The 17,915-nt window shown below is 42.4% G+C and carries 18 protein-coding genes; 3 read left to right on the top strand and 15 right to left on the bottom strand.

What is annotated here, in order from left to right; genetic code table 11:
• Positions 1–66: 66 nt before the first annotated feature.
• Both ACYIA1_RS02820 and ACYIA1_RS02815 read right to left on the bottom strand, forming a co-directional pair.
• Positions 67–1,254 carry a hypothetical protein gene (locus ACYIA1_RS02820; RefSeq protein WP_008780837.1) on the bottom strand — a complete coding sequence of 396 codons (1,188 nt, stop codon included), beginning with the start codon at positions 1,252–1,254 and terminating at the stop codon, positions 67–69.
• Positions 1,255–1,408: 154 nt separating this feature from the next.
• On the bottom strand, positions 1,409–2,422 hold the full coding sequence (locus ACYIA1_RS02815) for a Gfo/Idh/MocA family protein (RefSeq protein WP_005861919.1): 1,014 nt from the start codon (positions 2,420–2,422) through the stop codon (positions 1,409–1,411).
• A gap of 166 nt (positions 2,423–2,588) precedes the next feature.
• On the opposite strand from ACYIA1_RS02815, the gene ACYIA1_RS02810 reads away from it, so the two are divergent.
• Positions 2,589–3,176: a DUF4251 domain-containing protein gene (locus ACYIA1_RS02810; RefSeq protein ID WP_005861917.1), complete on the top strand. Its 588-nt coding sequence runs from the start codon at positions 2,589–2,591 to the stop codon at positions 3,174–3,176.
• A gap of 83 nt (positions 3,177–3,259) precedes the next feature.
• Here ACYIA1_RS02810 and gcvT read toward each other — a convergent pair whose 3' ends face one another.
• From gcvT to rplU, 5 genes are all read right to left on the bottom strand, one after another.
• The gene (gene gcvT, locus ACYIA1_RS02805; protein ID WP_122382607.1) at positions 3,260–4,345 is read right to left on the bottom strand and encodes a glycine cleavage system aminomethyltransferase GcvT; all 1,086 of its coding nucleotides are present in this window, start codon (positions 4,343–4,345) and stop codon (positions 3,260–3,262) included.
• Between the two features lie 13 nt (positions 4,346–4,358).
• Positions 4,359–5,579, bottom strand: a complete 1,221-nt coding sequence (gene pepT, locus ACYIA1_RS02800; protein ID WP_008774030.1) for a peptidase T — start codon at positions 5,577–5,579, stop codon at positions 4,359–4,361.
• Positions 5,580–5,635: 56 nt separating this feature from the next.
• Positions 5,636–7,042 carry an amidophosphoribosyltransferase gene (locus tag ACYIA1_RS02795; RefSeq protein ID WP_008774031.1) on the bottom strand — a complete coding sequence of 469 codons (1,407 nt, stop codon included), beginning with the start codon at positions 7,040–7,042 and terminating at the stop codon, positions 5,636–5,638.
• Positions 7,043–7,198: 156 nt separating this feature from the next.
• Positions 7,199–7,465: a 50S ribosomal protein L27 gene (gene rpmA / locus ACYIA1_RS02790; RefSeq protein ID WP_005861909.1), complete on the bottom strand. Its 267-nt coding sequence runs from the start codon at positions 7,463–7,465 to the stop codon at positions 7,199–7,201.
• A 22-nt stretch (positions 7,466–7,487) separates the two neighbouring features.
• Positions 7,488–7,805, bottom strand: a complete 318-nt coding sequence (gene rplU / locus ACYIA1_RS02785) for a 50S ribosomal protein L21 (RefSeq protein ID WP_005861907.1) — start codon at positions 7,803–7,805, stop codon at positions 7,488–7,490.
• 221 nt (positions 7,806–8,026) lie between these two features.
• On the opposite strand from rplU, the gene ACYIA1_RS02780 reads away from it, so the two are divergent.
• Positions 8,027–8,362 (top strand): helix-turn-helix domain-containing protein, encoded by a 336-nt coding sequence (locus ACYIA1_RS02780; protein ID WP_005861905.1) that lies wholly within the window; start codon positions 8,027–8,029, stop codon positions 8,360–8,362.
• The gene (locus ACYIA1_RS02775; RefSeq protein ID WP_121960981.1) at positions 8,362–9,492 is read left to right on the top strand and encodes a type II toxin-antitoxin system HipA family toxin; all 1,131 of its coding nucleotides are present in this window, start codon (positions 8,362–8,364) and stop codon (positions 9,490–9,492) included. Before ACYIA1_RS02780 ends, ACYIA1_RS02775 begins: the two co-directional genes overlap by 1 nt.
• A 20-nt stretch (positions 9,493–9,512) precedes the next feature.
• Here ACYIA1_RS02775 and ACYIA1_RS02770 read toward each other — a convergent pair whose 3' ends face one another.
• From ACYIA1_RS02770 to ACYIA1_RS02735, 8 genes are all read right to left on the bottom strand, one after another.
• A complete protein-coding gene (locus ACYIA1_RS02770) occupies positions 9,513–9,671 on the bottom strand; it encodes a hypothetical protein (protein WP_154396217.1) in 159 nt (52 codons plus the stop codon).
• A 193-nt stretch (positions 9,672–9,864) separates the two neighbouring features.
• Positions 9,865–11,097, bottom strand: a complete 1,233-nt coding sequence (locus tag ACYIA1_RS02765) for a protoporphyrinogen/coproporphyrinogen oxidase (RefSeq protein ID WP_121961003.1) — start codon at positions 11,095–11,097, stop codon at positions 9,865–9,867.
• A 2-nt stretch (positions 11,098–11,099) separates the two neighbouring features.
• Positions 11,100–11,867, bottom strand: coding sequence for a glycosyltransferase family 2 protein (locus ACYIA1_RS02760; protein ID WP_121960982.1), 768 nt, complete (start codon positions 11,865–11,867; stop codon positions 11,100–11,102).
• A 46-nt stretch (positions 11,868–11,913) separates the two neighbouring features.
• Positions 11,914–13,014, bottom strand: coding sequence for a glycosyltransferase (locus ACYIA1_RS02755; protein WP_196041532.1), 1,101 nt, complete (start codon positions 13,012–13,014; stop codon positions 11,914–11,916).
• Positions 13,011–13,949, bottom strand: a complete 939-nt coding sequence (locus tag ACYIA1_RS02750; protein WP_122382605.1) for a glycosyltransferase — start codon at positions 13,947–13,949, stop codon at positions 13,011–13,013. Before ACYIA1_RS02750 ends, ACYIA1_RS02755 begins: the two co-directional genes overlap by 4 nt.
• A complete protein-coding gene (locus ACYIA1_RS02745; protein ID WP_121960985.1) occupies positions 13,942–15,123 on the bottom strand; it encodes an O-antigen polymerase in 1,182 nt (393 codons plus the stop codon). Before ACYIA1_RS02745 ends, ACYIA1_RS02750 begins: the two co-directional genes overlap by 8 nt.
• A 26-nt stretch (positions 15,124–15,149) precedes the next feature.
• Positions 15,150–16,166 (bottom strand): glycosyltransferase family 2 protein, encoded by a 1,017-nt coding sequence (locus ACYIA1_RS02740; RefSeq protein ID WP_195328405.1) that lies wholly within the window; start codon positions 16,164–16,166, stop codon positions 15,150–15,152.
• On the bottom strand, positions 16,167–17,717 hold the full coding sequence (locus tag ACYIA1_RS02735) for a lipopolysaccharide biosynthesis protein (protein WP_121960987.1): 1,551 nt from the start codon (positions 17,715–17,717) through the stop codon (positions 16,167–16,169).
• Positions 17,718–17,915 lie beyond the last annotated feature (198 nt).

Below are 17,915 nucleotides of genomic sequence, written 5' to 3'. Positions count from 1 at the left end.
TTTTATCCAGTTGTAGAGACGGGGCGTGCCCCGTCTCATCACAGGGGGCACGCCCCGTCTCTACAACTAGGTTCTTTGAATAATGGCATATTCTATATGCTCCGTATGCCCAAAACGGTCTGTTATCTCCAACTCATTTTCATAGAGGGAGAGTAAACGGCAAAATAACGTAACCTTCGCCTCGAAATCCATCTCCCGGTTATACTCGTAGCCCATCACGAAAGAGAACAAATCCCCTCCGGTCCGGCTAAAAACATCCATCATCTTCCGGGTATTGATAGCGGCCTCCCCCACTTCTTGATTTTCCATCTGCTCGGCGGAGATCACGCCCAACTCCTGCCGGTGGATCACCTTATCCGGTCGTATGCCGTCGGCCACCTTCAAGATGACATCCAGCGCCTCGTCCGTTTGCAAATAAGGAATGGAAATCTTGAATAAGGTAGGCTGCACGCCCTCCAATACCACGGAACGCTCCGCATCTACCACCTCCCGTACATTCGTGTTCTCTTGTAACTCAAACTGCTCCCGCAGATATTTGATACGACGCAGCTTACGGGTAAAACCCACCTGCGTACGGATCTGGTTCAAGTAATCAATGATATCCTGTTGGGAATGGATCAAGCTATGGCCAGCGCTCAATAACTCCGTCTTCAACTCACGGGCGATCGTCAACAGCTCCTCGTCCGGGACTTGGGCGAAAAAGGGAGTCCGTTCCCGATCCAGCAGCTTCTCCACTTCCACGATCAGGCGGTTGATCTCGATTCGTTTAGCGTCCAGATTCTCCAGTTTGGCGATCTTCACCTTATAGCTCGGCTCGTTCTTGAACGTATTATCGATCACCCGTTGCAAGGACACCACGTTACGTACCAAGATCTTCCCGATCTTCCGCAAATGCGCCTTGACCGATCGCAGATAACCCAGCTTACGCAAATCGTTATCCTCCTTACCATAATAATCGATCAGTTGATACACCAACTGGATATTCTCATCGATCACCGAGGTAGAAATCTCCTCATTCGCCTCCAGAAGCAGCTCATAGAAAGAGAGATAATGCTCATCCATCTCGATATAAGGGCCGTTCCTGCGGATCACCTCACGCTCGATCAAGATATTCAATTTATTCTCATCGATAATATCCAACGCATAATCATAGCGAAACGGTAATGATTTTCTTTTCTCAAATAAGACCTCCAATAGGTCCTTTCCCAGATTTAGCGTGTTCGTTATATGGGGTATTGAATTATATATGTACATCCTAAACAATTAAGGACACAAAGGTAATAAAAATACAAGTAACCCTTTTTTCTCCGTGATGAAAAAGGATTTCCATCGTAGTGAAAAAGCTTTTTCATCACGGTGGAAAAAGTTTTTCACTACGATGGAAAAAATGGAAAATCACGAAGAGTTATCAATCCGCCGGATACACAATTCCCAACTGCCGGCGTACTTCATCGATAATCTCCAATGTAATCAAAGAATTATCAAGGCTATTGATTTCTGACTCCCGCTTGCCAGACAAGACGAGGTTGATAAATTCCGCTACCTCATAATAGTACTCATCCTTATCGGCGACCACGCTTAGGTCTTCCGGAACCGGTTCCGGGCCTTTTCCCATCGCCGGAGCTAAACGGGGAGAATACGTCACTTTACGGATGATATTGATCCGGTCCAAGGTCAAGTTCCCCTCCTCCCCTTGTATCTCGGTAGGCAAGGCGGAGTTGGCGATCTTAGAATAAAGCACCGTGGCGTTCATCCCCTCATACAAGAAATTCACGGCCCCTTGCCCGTCCGCTCCTGAGGACAGGACTATGCCCGAGGCATCTATCTTCTTTGGGCGACCAAACAAGACAACCATCGGATAGACCGTATAAATACCGATATCCATCATGGCCCCATTAGACAACTCCGGCTTGAAAGCGTTTAACACGATTCCTTCCTTGAACTTATCATAACGGGAGGAATACTGGCAATAGCAGGCGAAATAACGACGAACCGTACCTACACGCCCAAGATTCTCTCGTACGGCAAGAAAGTTCGGCGTAAGCGTAGGCTTCATCGCCTCCATCAACGTGACATTATATGTACGGGAAGCCTCGATCATCGCACGTACTTCTTTCGCGTTGGAAGCGAAGGGTTTCTCGCAAAGAACATGCTTGCCATAGCTCATGCAAAGAATACTCTGGGAGGCATGAAGGAAGTTCGGGGAGGCAATATACACAGCGTCGATCAACGGGCTTTTCGCCATCTCCTCCAAGGAGGTAAACGTATACGGTATATTATGTTTCGAGGCGAAAGCATCCGCCGTCTCCTGAGTTCTCGAATATACAGCTACCAGTTCAAAACGCTCATCCTGCCGGGCTCCGGCAATTACCCAATCACTTATGAAATTGGTTCCGACTACACCAAAACGTACTTTATCCATATTCTATCGTATTATGTTCTTTATTTACAAATGTACGATTTCTGTTTAACATAAATACTCCGTGGAAATGTTATTGTATCTATAAAAAGGATAAGTCACAGGAACTTTTTCGCGACGACGCTGTTTAATCTATACAATTTAAAACCGTTTTAAAACTAAATCAAGTATGAAAAGAATTGTATCTTTTATCGTCGTTCTCGCTGTCGCTATGTGCGGAATGACACAAGTAATGGCTCAAAAATCGATAACAAAGGAAGCCAAAAAAGTAGAGAGAGAAATCAAGAAACAAGAGCGTCTGGCACAAGATGCCGTAGAAGGCCAAGAAGAGTTTAACGCCGCTGTACAAGCTATCAACAACCAATCATTCGTATTGGAGGCTAACAACATACAACCGATGAACGGACAGGTATTCTACGTAAATTCAAATACGAACTTCGTATCTTTGAATGACGGACAGGCTATGGTCCAGATCGCGTCCAACTCTCCGTATCCCGGTCCTAACGGATTAGGTGGTATCACCGTACAAGGTAGCGCCTCCAATATCCAGACCAAGCAGGATGACAAGGGCAATGTTTATCTGAACATGAACGTACAGGGTGTGTTTATCTCCGCTACCGTTAGCTTGATGCTTACCAACGGAACAAACAACGCAACCGTTACCGTAGACCCGAACTTCTCCGGTAGAAACTTGAGAATGACCGGTACCCTACTTCCGTACTCACAATCGAACATTTTCCAGGGAACAACATATTAATCATGTCCAACTTTTCTATAATAAGGAAGGCGGTGCTCCGTGAGGAACATCGCCTTCGAACTATTTATAGATAGCCTTATCTCTTATTTACGGAAAGGAGCCTTTACCACTTGAGCCTTCAAGTTCTTATTACGCACCTTGATAAAGATATCCGTACCAGCTTTCGCAAACTCAGGTTTCACGTATCCCATACCGATCCCCTTCTTCAATACCGGAGACATCGTACCGGAAGTAACCACGCCAATTACATTCCCTTCCGCATCGGCGATCTCATAGCCATGACGGGGAATTCCCTTTTCCTGCAACTCGAAAGCACACAACTTACGGGTTACGCCCTCTTTCTTCTGACGCTCCAATTCCGCACGATTCGTAAAGTTCTTACCCTCGGCGAACTTCGTGATCCAGCCTAAACCAGCCTCGATCGGAGAAGTCGTATCATCCAAATCATTTCCATACAGACAGAAGCCCATCTCAAGACGAAGTGTATCACGTGCTCCCAAACCGATCGGCTTGATCCCTTCCGGCTTTCCAGCCTCGAAGATAGCGTTCCAAATCGTCATCGCATCACTCGGATAGAAATACAACTCGAAGCCACCCGCACCGGTATACCCCGTGTTGGAGATAATCACGTTCTTGCAACCGGCGAACTCACCCGTCACAAATGAATAGTAAGGAATAGAAGATAAATCAACCGGAGTAAGACGTTGAAGAACCTCCTGTGCTTTCGGTCCTTGGATAGCCAATTGAGCCGTACGGTCGGAAGAATTCTCCAATTCGACACCTACCGTATTATGGCTTACGCACCAATCCCAATCCTTGTCGATATTACCGGCGTTTACGACCAGCAAATATTTCTCCGGCTCGTAATGATATACCAAAAGGTCATCCACGATACCTCCCTTGTCGTTCGGGAAGCAAGTATATTGAGCCTTGCCAAGCGGCAAGACAGAAGCGTCGTTAGAAGTTACGCTTTGAATGAAAGCCAAGGCGTTCGGGCCTTTTACCCAAAACTCGCCCATGTGGGAAACATCGAACACACCTACACCATTCACTACAGTCATGTGTTCGTCGATAATTCCGGAATATTCGATAGGCATATTGAAACCTGCGAATTCGTGCATCTTTGCGCCCAACGCGATATGCACGTCGGTAAACGGAGTTGTTTTCATGTAATTATTGCATTTAAGATTTACGAGCCGATAGCTCTATGATTTTTATAACTGTTTCCATACTCTTCTCCAACGAACGAACGGGCAAGAACTCATAACGTCCGTGGAAATTCAGGCCTCCCGCAAAAATATTCGGGCAAGGCAATCCCATAAACGACAGGCGGGCACCATCCGTACCTCCCCGGATCGGTTTCACGATCGGTTCTACCCCAACGGAGGTCATCGCCTCAAACGCCAAATCAACGATATGTTTCTGGGGCTCCACAACCTCGCGCATATTGTAATATTGATCCCGAAGCTCTAAATGCGCACATCCCGGATGCGCTTCATTCATCTTATCAACCAACATACGAAGCAATTCTTTCTTCTCCTCGAACAACTTCCGGTCATGGTCACGGATGATGTAAGATAGAGTAGCTTCCTCGACTGAACCGGTCATACCGGTCAAATGGAAGAATCCCTCATAACCAGTCGTATGCTCCGGACGTTGCTCGGCCGGCAACCAAGAAGCAAACTCGATCGCACGCAAGGAAGCGTTTTGCATCTTATCCTTGGCGTATCCCGGATGTACGTTCAAGCCCTTGAAGATAATTTTAGCGCCGGCGGCATTGAAATTCTCATATTCCAACTCACCGATTTGTCCACCGTCAATCGTATATCCCCAATCACAACCGAACTTCTCCACGTCGAAATGATCGGCACCTTGTCCGATTTCCTCATCCGGGGTAAAAGCGATACGGATCTTACCGTGCTTGATCTCCGGATGATCCTTCAAATATTGCATAGAGGCGACGATAGCGGCTACACCTCCCTTATCATCGGCACCTAATAAAGTCTTACCATTCGTTACGATAATATCCTGTCCCTTATAATCTGAAAGCTCTGGGAACATCGATTGAGATAGTACAACATTTTCTTCCGCATCCAAGACAATATCACCACCCAGATAAGTCACGATACGAGGTTGAACATTCTTACCCGACATATCCGGACTCGTATCCAAATGAGCGATAAAACCGATAGTCGGGATTTTCTCGTCCGTATTAGCCGGCAGAGTAGCCATTACATAACTATTCTCATCCAAGGAGATCTCCTCCATACCAATCGCTTCCAATTCCTTCACCAAAGCCTCGGCAAAGACACGTTGTCCCGGCGTACTAGGAGTCGTACCCGTCTCCTCGTTCGACTGGGTATCGAACGTAACGTACTTTAAAAATCTATCTAAAACTGTCATAACTCACTCTTTTTAGCCATTAAAACATTGCAGGCATAAAAGTAGGTAAAATTTTTCTAAAAACAGCTTGAACCATCAAAGCAATGCGTACAAACCTTACACTTAGGAAGGTCGATCGCCTCCACCAAGGTTTCCAGCGTATTAAACTTCAAGGAACTCAACCCGAAACGCTCGGCGATAATTCCGACCATCTTCTTATATTCCGGAGAGTCTGTCGTAGCATATTTATCCAGATTCTTATTCTCATCCCCTTCCAATTCCTTGATAATCTGACGAGTTATCAACTCCAAAGGACTCTTGGAAGAAGTAAAACCGATAAACGGGCAACTATAAATCAATGGAGGGCAAGCGATACGCATATGTACCTCTTTCGCCCCATAATCATATAAGATCTTCACGTTATCACGAAGCTGTGTACCACGCACGATCGAGTCGTCGCAGAAAAGGATGCGTCTGCCTTCCAGCATCGCACGGTTCGGTATCAATTTCATCTTAGCCACCAAGGAACGCATCTCTTGGTTAGCTGGGGTAAAACTACGAGGCCACGTCGGTGTATACTTAGCGATAGCCCGATGATAAGGCACCCCCTTACCTTCCGCATACCCCAAAGCCATACCCACACCGGAGTCCGGTATACCACAAGCGCAATCCACCTCCGAGTCATCCTTCTGCCCCATCTTATAGCCACTCATAAACCGGACATCTTCCACGTTCTTTCCCTCATAGCAAGAAACAGGGAATCCATAATATACCCAAAGGAAAGAGCAGATCTGCATCCCTTCATTCGGTTTACGCATCTGCTCCATACCATCGGCACGCAACCGGACGATCTCGCCCGGGCCTATAAATTTCTCGATCTCATAATCCAAGTTCGGAAGACTGCTGGACTCGCTGGTCGCCGCATAAGCCCCGTCTTTCCTTCCGATTACGATCGGCGTACGCCCCCATTTGTCACGGGCAGCGATAATACCATCCTCCGTCAGGAGCAACATGGAGCAAGAGCCCTTTATCTTATTGTAAACATTCTCAATGCCCTCCACGAAGTCCTTACCTTGTGTAATCAGCAAAGCGACTAACTCCGTCTGATTCGTTTTTCCTGAACTCAATTCCGAAAAATGCATATTCGCCTTCAATAACTCATCCTCCAATTCGTCCAAGTTATTGATCTTCGCCACCGTCACGATCGCGAATTTTCCTAAGTGAGAGTTGATAACGATTGGCTGCGCATCCGTATCGCTGATAATACCGACCCCGGCATTTCCTTTGAATTTAGGAAGCCCCGGTTCAAACTTGGTGCGGAAATAAGAATTCTCCAGATTGTGGATCGAACGCGTAAATCCTTCTTCCTTATCGTACGTAGCCATACCGCCTCTGCGGGTTCCTAGATGAGAATTGTAGTCCGTACCATAGAATAAATCCGTAATACAGTCTCCATTAGAAATAGTTCCGAAAAAACCACCCATTGTTTTTTATGTTTGTATTTATGTTTGAGACCGCAAAGTTACAAGTTTATTTATATATGTTCCAAAATTTACTTCATAACGTTTATTATCATCGGCAATAAAAAAAGGATACCCCTTTTCGGGATATCCTTTTCCTTATTCTTTGGTCGCAGAAACTTAAGCCTCAGCAACAACTTCTTTTACAGAAACGAATGATCTGTTTTCTTTTCCTCTACGGAAAGTAACAACGCCATCTACCAACGCATACAACGTATGATCCTTACCGATACCTACGTTCTCGCCCGGATGATGAACCGTACCTCTTTGACGAACGATGATGTTACCAGCTTTAGCAACCTCACCACCAAAAAGCTTAACACCTAATCTTTTACTTTGTGATTCACGGCCGTTCTTAGAACTACCCACACCTTTCTTATGTGCCATTTCTTTTCTTCTCCTTTAAACGTTAAGCAATAACTTCTTTAATACTCACCTCAGTGAACTGCTGACGGTGACCGTTCAATTTACGGTAACCTTTTCTTCTCTTCTTGTGGAATACCAGCACCTTGTCACCTTTTACCAGCGGAGATAATACCTCACATACTACCTTTGCGCCCTCTACAGTAGGAACACCCACTGTTACCTCACCGTTGTTATCTACTAACAACACCTTGTCAAACTCCACAACAGCACCGCTTTCTGCGTTCTGAATGTGATGAACGAACAATTTCTTGCCTTGCTCAGCCTTGAACTGTTGTCCGTTAATTTCTACGATTACGTACATCTGTCTTAAAATCTTTTAAACAGGTTAGGTCCCGGGGGTGGGCTCCGTCTCCGGCTCCACTTATTTACCCTCTGCGGAAAATCGAGTGCAAAGATAGAGTTTTTTATTTAATTCCACAAACATCTTCTTGAACTTTTAAAAAGCCACGCATAAGACGATGAGAATACAGAGCTTTTTACTACCTTTGCAACTAATAATATATTACTATTATCCAAATAAAGATGCAGGAAACAAATAATATGTTATCAGTTCTTGACAACTATACGCTAGACAACCCGGATGAGATCGCTAAAGAAATAGCCAACGACTTCCGCAAGCGACGTATAGAGAAGAATCTGACACGCGAACAAGTGTCGGAGAAGGCAGGTGTAGCAGTCAGTAATATCGTGCGATTCGAACAGAAAGGTCTTATCTCACTCAAGAACCTTATCGGCATAGCAATGGCATTAGGTTACACTTCGGAGATAAAGAAGCTTTTTTCCGAACCAAAATACTCCACCATGGAGGAGCTACTACAAATCCGCAAGAATACCAACAAGAAAAAAGTACATAAGTAATGAGAATCAAAAAAATAGAAAGACTTATCGTAAAGTATCACGAACAGATAGTCGGGACGCTTTCGCTCACTCCCGACAACAAACAGTGTGCCTTTGAATACGATAAAGCATGGCTTTCCAACGGTTTCAGTATATCCCCATTGGAACTTCCGCTGAAACTGGGATTGTTCATCGCAAAGCCCTCACCTTTTTATGGAAATTTCGGCGTTTTCGAAGACAGTCTGCCCGACGGCTATGGCCGCTACCTCTTGCATAAGACCTTACTCAAAGAAGGCATCAACGATACCCAATTGTCAGCGCTCGACCGTCTAAGCCTAGTGGGAAATGGGGGTATGGGAGCACTCACATACGAACCGGAAACCACCATAGGCACTTCGCATGAGACCCTTGATTTCGATCTGCTGCAAGAAAAAGCCTTGGAAGTGTTGCATGAGAAGAACGACGATGACGTAGAACTTCTTCTTTTCAACAGCCGAAATAGCGGCGGATGCAGACCCAAGGCACTGTTCTCCAACAATGAAGGGCATTGGATGGTGAAGTTCCGCCATACATACGACCCTCAAGACATGGGATTGATAGAATTTCATTACAATGAGTTAGCACGACAATGTGGCATCCACGTTCCGGACTTCAAACTAACCAACGGTAAGTATTTCACGACACGCCGCTTCGACATCTCGCAAGAAGGAGAACGTTTGCATACAGTCACAGCCGGAGGGCTGCTTAACATTCCACTATCCAACCCAATTCTTGATTATAGCAACTTACTGGCCCTAACTGGCTATCTAACGCAGAATCCTTTAGAAGTGGAAGAAATGTTTCGTCGTATGGTTTTCAACTATTTCACAGACAACAAAGATGATCATTGCAAGAATTTCAGTTTCACAATACAGAAAAGTGATACCAGCACATGGCAATGGCATCTTGCTCCCGCCTACGATCTCACCCTATGCACAGAGGGTTATAATGGTGAACATGCGACTTCGGTCAATGGAACCGGACATCCCACCATTCAGGACATGATAACCATCGGTACTAAAAGCAAGATGAATAAACTGCGCTGCATGCGAATCATTGAAGAGGTTAGAACTGGCTGCGGAGATTTGTTGCGGAACAAAGACTGGGAGTAATTTCGATGACAGGTAAGTACTCATTCACCTCCACTACCCTTGTTTTTCAACACCGCATTCACTACCATAGAACAGCTATCAGACTTCTCTGACCCGAAATATCCATACACTACACTGTTCATCTGACAGAAACAGACGATGAAGAGATGATGCCCCCCTTGCGTTGATAACGATCCCATAGGGTCTTAAAATCTGTACTTGTTACCATATCTTTTTATGAATCTGGAACGAAGGTCTAGAGATATCGCTCTTTGTTTATCAACAAGACTATTTGTCTATAGAAATCTACTTTTTGCCTTCAAAAAAATCAAAGTCAATACTTACCTCCGAATTTTAAACAACTTGAATTTACTCTTCTTAAACAATCTAAAATCAAATTCCCAGTGCTACTTCTTTTGCTTCCAATATATTATCCTCAATAGAACAATAAGTCCAACTTCCATACCGTCCTATGGAATAGATGTCTTTTTCTTTCAATATACTCTTATAACGAGAGATTGCTTCTTGACTTTCTTTACTAATATGTACATAAGCAGGCTTCATCAAGACAGTTTCATAGTCAACCAACTTCTGTGTTGTCACCACACCCATCCTCTTTAAATCTGTCATCACACGATCTAAATACAAGCCTTCTTTGCATAATACCTCATTTTCCGGAAAACCTATCTCAACATACAAAGACATCTTGTCTGTTCCCAATATATTGTCATAATAGCCCAACCGATAAAAAATATAATCCTTTTCAGGAACATACACCCAACTATTCCTTTGGTCGTTGCCTTTAGAATCAAAACCTAAATTAAATACCAAAACCTTATTGCATGAAAAAGTATTGGAATCATATCCCAAGCGACATTGGTCTAACAAAGAGGGTAATGGCTGAGTGGATATCAATCGATCATATTTTATTTTCCGTTTATTAGTTATCGCAACTTTCTCCTCCATGTCTATTCCCAAGAGCTCTTCATTCAAGCAGACTTTTGTACGATCTACATTCTTCAACAGAGACTGAACATATTCCATCGCACCGTCTTTAGGATAAGTAAAAGAACTATTGTAAGAGGAATTATCTTGCGAACGAAAGTTCAAGATAATATCTTCCTTATTCGCTTTTGGGAAAAAGCGTCCCATCGCATTCATATCTAACCGATCCAAATCATAGGCATACAATTTCTCATTATAAGGGATCAAGAACTTTTCAGCGATTGATTTACCATAATTGGCATAAACCATCTCCTTAAAAGAGCGTATACCTCCATGATTTACGGAAAACAAATCATAAAGACAATCGATCAGCTCCTCTTTATCCAATTGATGAATATTCTTCTGGAAAGGAAAATCTATATAATCGCCTTTATAATAAATCTGAGTGTGTTTCTCCACTTTCAACAAAGAAGAAGGAGATAAATTCTGGCAAACAAATTCTTCGATATTCGGATGTTGGAAATGAAAGAAATGCCCCGAATAATCCCACACATATCCATTCCGTTTAATCGTACGGCAATATCCTCCCGGTTCATTTTCTTTCTCTATCAACAAATAATCATTTTTTATAAAATTGGCATAACTAATACCAGATATACCCGCACCTATAATCAAATCCATCATCAACTATATTTTAAAACGCTCCTTATAGCCCAGTTTATAAAATAATAAATACTTCTCAGTAGCCCCAACTTCTCCACTTTATAATAAATCAAGAATTGAGGCTTAATCAGTTTTTTCCTGTTACGTGTGACGCTGGTGGAAACCAAACGGTAAGATGCCAAGACTTTCGGATTACCATAAGCATAGTCCACCTTATCCCGCAATATCTCCAACCAAAAGGCATAGTCATCGCGCAAGCTTTTCAATTCTTCTCTAAAATAGCGATCACCCGCTACCTTGCGATCATATATGGTAGTAAGACAAGAAATAGGATTAGATTTCAGTATATCCCTATAATTCACCTTCTCCGGAACAATGAATGGCTGTAATACTTGTTCCCCTTGTTCGTTGATACGATGATAGGAGGCGGTGACTATCGCCGCGTTCTTTTCTCTCATGAAACTCAATTGAGACTCCAAGAAAGCAGGAGACCAAATATCATCTGAATCCAAGAAAGTAATATACCGCCCCCGCACTTCGCGCAACGCTATATTCCTAGCCCCAGACGAGCCTTTATTCACCGGAGATGCGATCAATTTTATACGCTTATCCTTCTCCGCATATCTCTTCACTTCAGCTATTCCCGCGCCACCATCAGGCGAACAATCGTCTACGATAATCATCTCCCAATCCGAATAGGTTTGTGCCTGTACCGAACGAATCGTCTCACCTATAAAAGCCGCACCTTTATACATGGGTGTAATAATAGAAACCAATTCTTCCTTCATATCAATAAGTTTTAATAATTCTTTCCACTAGTACAATAAACTCATGCTACTTAATCCCTCTACCATTTATCAAATTCGTATATAAAGTGGTATATTCCTTCACTGTCGTATCTATATTAAAATCCAAACTCCTTTGCTCGCATCTACAGGCGACTTCCTCATATACTGCGGGATGCTCGGTTAAATAACGTATCTTTTCCGCCAAATCGCGTTCATTCCCATTTTCAAACAAGAGGCCGGCCCCCTCAACGACCTCACGAATACCATCTATATCCGACACGATAACCGGGCGACCTGCCGCCATTATCTCCACCGTGGAAAGGCCAAATCCTTCATAAAAAGACGCTAACACACCGATATCGCTAGCCTTTGCCAATCGCGGTATGTCCGCACGTCGTCCTAAGAAATGCACACGATGTCCTACGCTACATCTATTCACCTCTTCACGACAACGAGCCGTATCACCAGAGCCTACATAAAACAAATGATACTTCTCCGGCAACAGAGCTATCGCTCTTACGGGTGTAAGATGGTCTTTTTGGGAAAAAAATCGAGCCACCATTATTACCGCCACATCTTCACTTTTTAACCCAATCTCTTTTTTTGTATATCCCGTAGCGTTTATAAAACGTCGCAAAGGGATGCCATTATAAACAACAAGGCTCCGCCGTCCTGTCCCGGCCCAAGTATCCAAAGCGATTTTTGCGGCCTTACTCACCGCCGTTATCGCGTCATAACAGCGATAAACAAGTTTCTCAACCGGACGAAACAACCAAGGTTTCTCCCGTCTGCGATTCCATGCGGAATGTTCCGTCGTGACAAATATCCGTTTCTTCCGACATAGCAGACTGATTAATGCCACAAAATACTGCGCCGGAAACAAATGAGCGTGTATAAAGTCATACCGACGGATGTATTTATACAAGAAAAACAAGTTCAACGGATTGCGAACAGACGCATATTTCCCATGAATGACATGAATGCCAGACCTCTCAAACTCATCCGCCATAGAATCCTTATTTTTATCCAAGACTAACACATCTATAGTGGATCCCGGTATTTGCTGTTTTAAAGAAGGAAGAAGAGTAATCAGGAAAGTCTCCAAGCCTCCTTCTGATAAGGTACCTGTGATATGTAATATCCTCATAAGAATGTAGTATGATTATCCCAAAGTTTACGTGTAAGTATTTTCAAGAGAATAGGATAGGTTTTACTATATAATGTACAATGATTTTTTAAGACAAAGTTCAACATCTGTAACCTAGATAGATTAGGGAATTCAAAAAAATCATCCAACAACTTTAAATTTTCATTCGAAATTTGGTCGCAAAAGCAGGCTGTTATCTGTTTCATTGTTTCAAACGTTTTACAATTAAGTATACCTTTCCGCTTATTATCTTTCCAAAAATTTAACGCAATCTGCAATAAACTCTTAGGACGTATCCCCGTGACATTACATTCATGTTGCCGATAAAGCATCAACGGCTTATCTATAAAAGTAATTTCACCAAACAATACCGCTAAAAATGTCACCGTAAAATCATGCATAATTGTAACACCATGATATTGGAGAACAAGTTTTTTCAACTTATCATTAAACAATGAGGAACACCCCTGTACACCTCCACAACGAAATAACATATCCGGCAAAGATTGAATAGCATAAGCGATCTCGGGCTGTCCTACTCCATCTTCCATATTATAAGAATAGGCATTACAATACACCAACTGCGGAACATCTTGCCGCCTCCTTTTCATTGTTTTCCACAACACCTCCAGTTTATTCTCCAACCAAAAATCATCTTGATCACAGAATATGGTATATGCAGTTTTACTATAAGGCAATAATGCCAAGAAATTACCAATACACCCCAACGATCCTTGTTCATCTGTTACAAGATGAATACGGTTATCCATTTTTTCATAACGACGAACAATAGTCACCGTCTCATCTTTAGAGCCATCATCACGCACATATAATTGCCACTCTTTATATGTCTGTCCGATAAGAGACAGCAGCTGTTGCTCTATATAGCGTTCGCCATTATAGGAGGCCAATAAAATACTTATTTCACTATTCATATTTAATTTTAAAACGAATAAATAACAGATGAGATATAAATAAATACTGAATACTCAATGACAAGAAAGTAAAAATCCAATCCGCAAAAAAAGCGAGTAATAAAGCATGAAAAAACAAGGCATATATCGCCACAAATAATTTCACACCCCGTCTCATAAAGTTATATAAAGTCCCCCAAGCAATTCCAACAAGAATAGCAAACAAAAAAATGCCCCAGTATCCAAAATCAACATAATAATTAAACATATTTGTATACACATTGGTAGGTAATGGAACATACGCCCATCCAGAAGCATCAAGATGTTTGATATTATCCCCCAGCCCCATAACATCCAGCACTTTCACTATACTACTAAAAGTCGCTGCGCCCGGAGTCACATTGAATGATAAATCACCTTTCAATATCAGATCAAAAGCTGGCATTGGAGACAATATATAAATCAACAAATATTCCGTTAATGTTACATCTTCAGCATCCCCTCTTACCAAAACAAGTATCGTCATTACTCCCACCAACAATAACAAACAAATTATCATTCTCGAAAATGTCAGCTTTCCATAATAATATTGCAAGAATAAAACAGCAAAAACAGAACATGCGATTCCTCCCTTATTACCTAAACATAGTAGTACAATCAAAACTGCGACAAACAGCAATTTAAAACTAATTGATTTAGCGCCATAAGTGTACATATAAGAGATGATAAACACCACCGACACATTTAAGAAATACATCAAATAGTTTAAAAGAGCAGGAAGTTCATCTTCATGATAAATAAACATATTACGAGAACCACTCATTATATTATCCCCATAATCCTTACTTATCGTATTTAGAAAACAAAGTAGAATAACATTCAATAGAACTAACAAAAGAGACAATTTTTGAAAGATCTTCATATTTGGCATCTGCCACAACAAGATCTTTGGAATAGGTAAATTGAATTTTGAAAACGCCAAAGAACAGACACAAAAAGGGATACACCACAAAAGCAGCGCACAATAAAATAAATCCGATAACGGATATAATCCATGTTGCAGTACGTTATAACACAACACCATAATCAGCCACAACATCGAGGTTAAAAACGCAGGATGAGTCCAAGAATGAGAACATTTATAGCTAAAGAGAGCTAGAAACGATAATATCACAACAACAATTATGGCCAACATGATAATTTTTCAATAAAATGCCCCAACTATAATAAATCACGCATCCTACGCTTATGATTCCAATCAATCAACCAACATGCTAATTTCGGAAAACCAATCGCAGCTAATATAAGAGTTAATCTAATAGATTTAGATAATGCTTTGTAACTCCAAATGCACTTATTAGTTTCCGGGTAAGTGGCTTTCCATGCCTTTACGTCTCGATTCGCAGCATTCCATATCAACCCGCGTTTTGATTCGAACTTGATGTATAAAACAATTAAAGCGAACTCGGTATCTTCCGACTTGCCCTGCTTCTTGAAGAAGTCTTCCAATATGGAAGCACAACGTATCTGTTCATCGATATTACGACGCGAAAGCTGCGATACCGTAGAAGAAGTATTCTGCTTGTTGTAATGATATAACGCTTCGGGAACGACTACCGTACGCTGGCTAAAATAGCGCAATCGGCAAGTGACACTTACATCTTCCCACATATTCAGCCCCGGGAAAAACGAGATTTTATTATTTACATATAAATTTCTCTTGATCAGTTTGGAACAAACTGAACAACGCAATACATCTATATACAACAGATCTTTGTATTGCTCCTCTTTATATGGGTAACAAAGATTTTCCTGCCGACTTTTATATTCTAAACTAATATTACAACAAACTATGTCGGCTTTTGTATCCATGGCACACGCATAAAGCTTCTCCAGCATATCCGGCTCTATCCAGTCATCACTATCCACATGGATCACGTAATCACCTGTAGCATAATTCATAGCGGTATTACGAACCACGGCCTGGCCGTGGTTCGTGTCGTGGTTCACGACACGAACCGACATTTTTTCACCCCTTTCATTCCCAGAATAGGCGCGAAGCGCCTCAAAAATTTCCTCCATACTATGATCTGGGGTACAATCATTGACTATAATAACCTCCACTCCTTCTTGCATGGTCTGATTCAATACGGAAAACAGGCAACGCCTTACATATTTCTCCACATTATAGACAGGAATCAACACACTGATTTTGGGATGATTTGATTCTTCAAACATTTATTTTCGCAAATTTATGATTAGACAACATACACGTTTAAACAAGTTTATAGCATAAGTATCGGTCAGACATAACACGAACGTACTTAGCAGAACATATAGGGTAACAGATTTTAATCCATAAACACTCCAATCCCAATAAGAATTTACAGAATAGGTAAAGTAAACACGTGAGATTTTCATACAAAACATAAAAAGCACGATCATGATCACTACATATTTTGAATATCGCCTCACATATTCCCAAGTACTTTCCCTAAAACCATTATGATAAAGAAAATAAGGCTTCCAGCCACAAACAATAACCAATAGGCTAATCATAACCCCGGCCAAAATACCATCCAAGCCGAAGAAATGCCCCAACAAAATTGAAAAGCCCAAATTTAAAGAAGCCTCCGCTACAGGAGCCCATACATCTTGAAACAGGCCATAGGCAGCTATAAAGGAATCATTGGTGCGTGTCAAACTGATAAATGTGTTAATAATCAGAATGACAAAAGCTACAGGCGGCAAGATATACTCCGCACCAACCCACAATGTGACGAAAGAGTCACCCAATATGTACAAGCCGAAACAAACAATAGAAGCCAGCCACATGCGTAACAAAGTGATCTCCCAAAATACGTTCTTAATATGCCGTTTGTCATTTCCCGCAACTAAATTCCCTATACCCGCATTTAGGCCATTAAGAATGGCGTTCATCAAGGCAGTGACACCGAGCGTAATCAACATGTAGTTGCCGTAAACAGCCACCAACGTCAAGGACGCATAGGCATAAATCACCAGAGGGCTAGTCTGCGTCAAAACAAAAACACCAATCTTATGAAAAAAGAGTTGTTTCGTTTTCTTGACTATCTCGGGATAGGCATCCTTCAACCGTTTCCCATCAGCCACTTGAGACCTCAGCCACGGATATTCTCTCCGAATACTTCGGTCAAGCACATAAGAAGTAGCGACAGCCATCAATACCTCTAGTATCATCCACCAAACATAACCGTCCTGAAAATAGCAAATGGCAAGCAACTGCAAGATAACCTTGGTAATCTTTCCACCCTGCACACTCTGCGTAATCTTATACTCCTTTTGGTCAGCAGAGAGAACGACCTGCCGATAGTTGACAAAATAACCCAACAATGCGGCGATCAACAATGCGATGAACGAGCCGTAGGCATACCACAACGGCACTTGCGCCTTGGCGAATAGCAATGGGAAGAAGCACATCAATACTACAGCTCCCGCTATGATAATGAAAGCGATCCTACGATATAGCCAACCTTGGATGGACACGATATCATTTATCGCTTGGCGGTTTCCCTCGAACAAGGGCTTGTAAAGACTGTACGCCACTGCCGTGCCGATTCCTAATTCCGCAAGGTTAAGGACCCCCAGTAGATTCTGAGCCGTGGTATTCAACCCCAGTACCTCCGCCCCCAAATAATCCAAGAAAATCTTCCTTGAAAAGAACTGGAGGATCAGGTTGATGAAATAAAAAAACAACGCTACCGAGCTGTTTTTAATACTCTTGGATGTTCGTGAATCTGTTTTTGCCATATTCTTCACAGATCTATTTGCCCCAAGGCATAGGACAGTACACTTTCAAGTAATGAGACAAGTCATTCCCTATAGGAACACCTCATATCTCGTTCCTATAAGTTAAAATCCTCGCATATCTTCTTGATTATTAAGGGGGGGGGGAGGGGGGGGGAGCGATCGTAAGCACTCAATAGTGTTCACCCTCTTAAAAATCAA

The organism is Parabacteroides sp. KHUB-02 (genome assembly GCF_056640955.1).
Note: the sequence above shows the minus strand (reverse complement) of the source record. Positions and strands in the feature narration are given on the sequence as shown.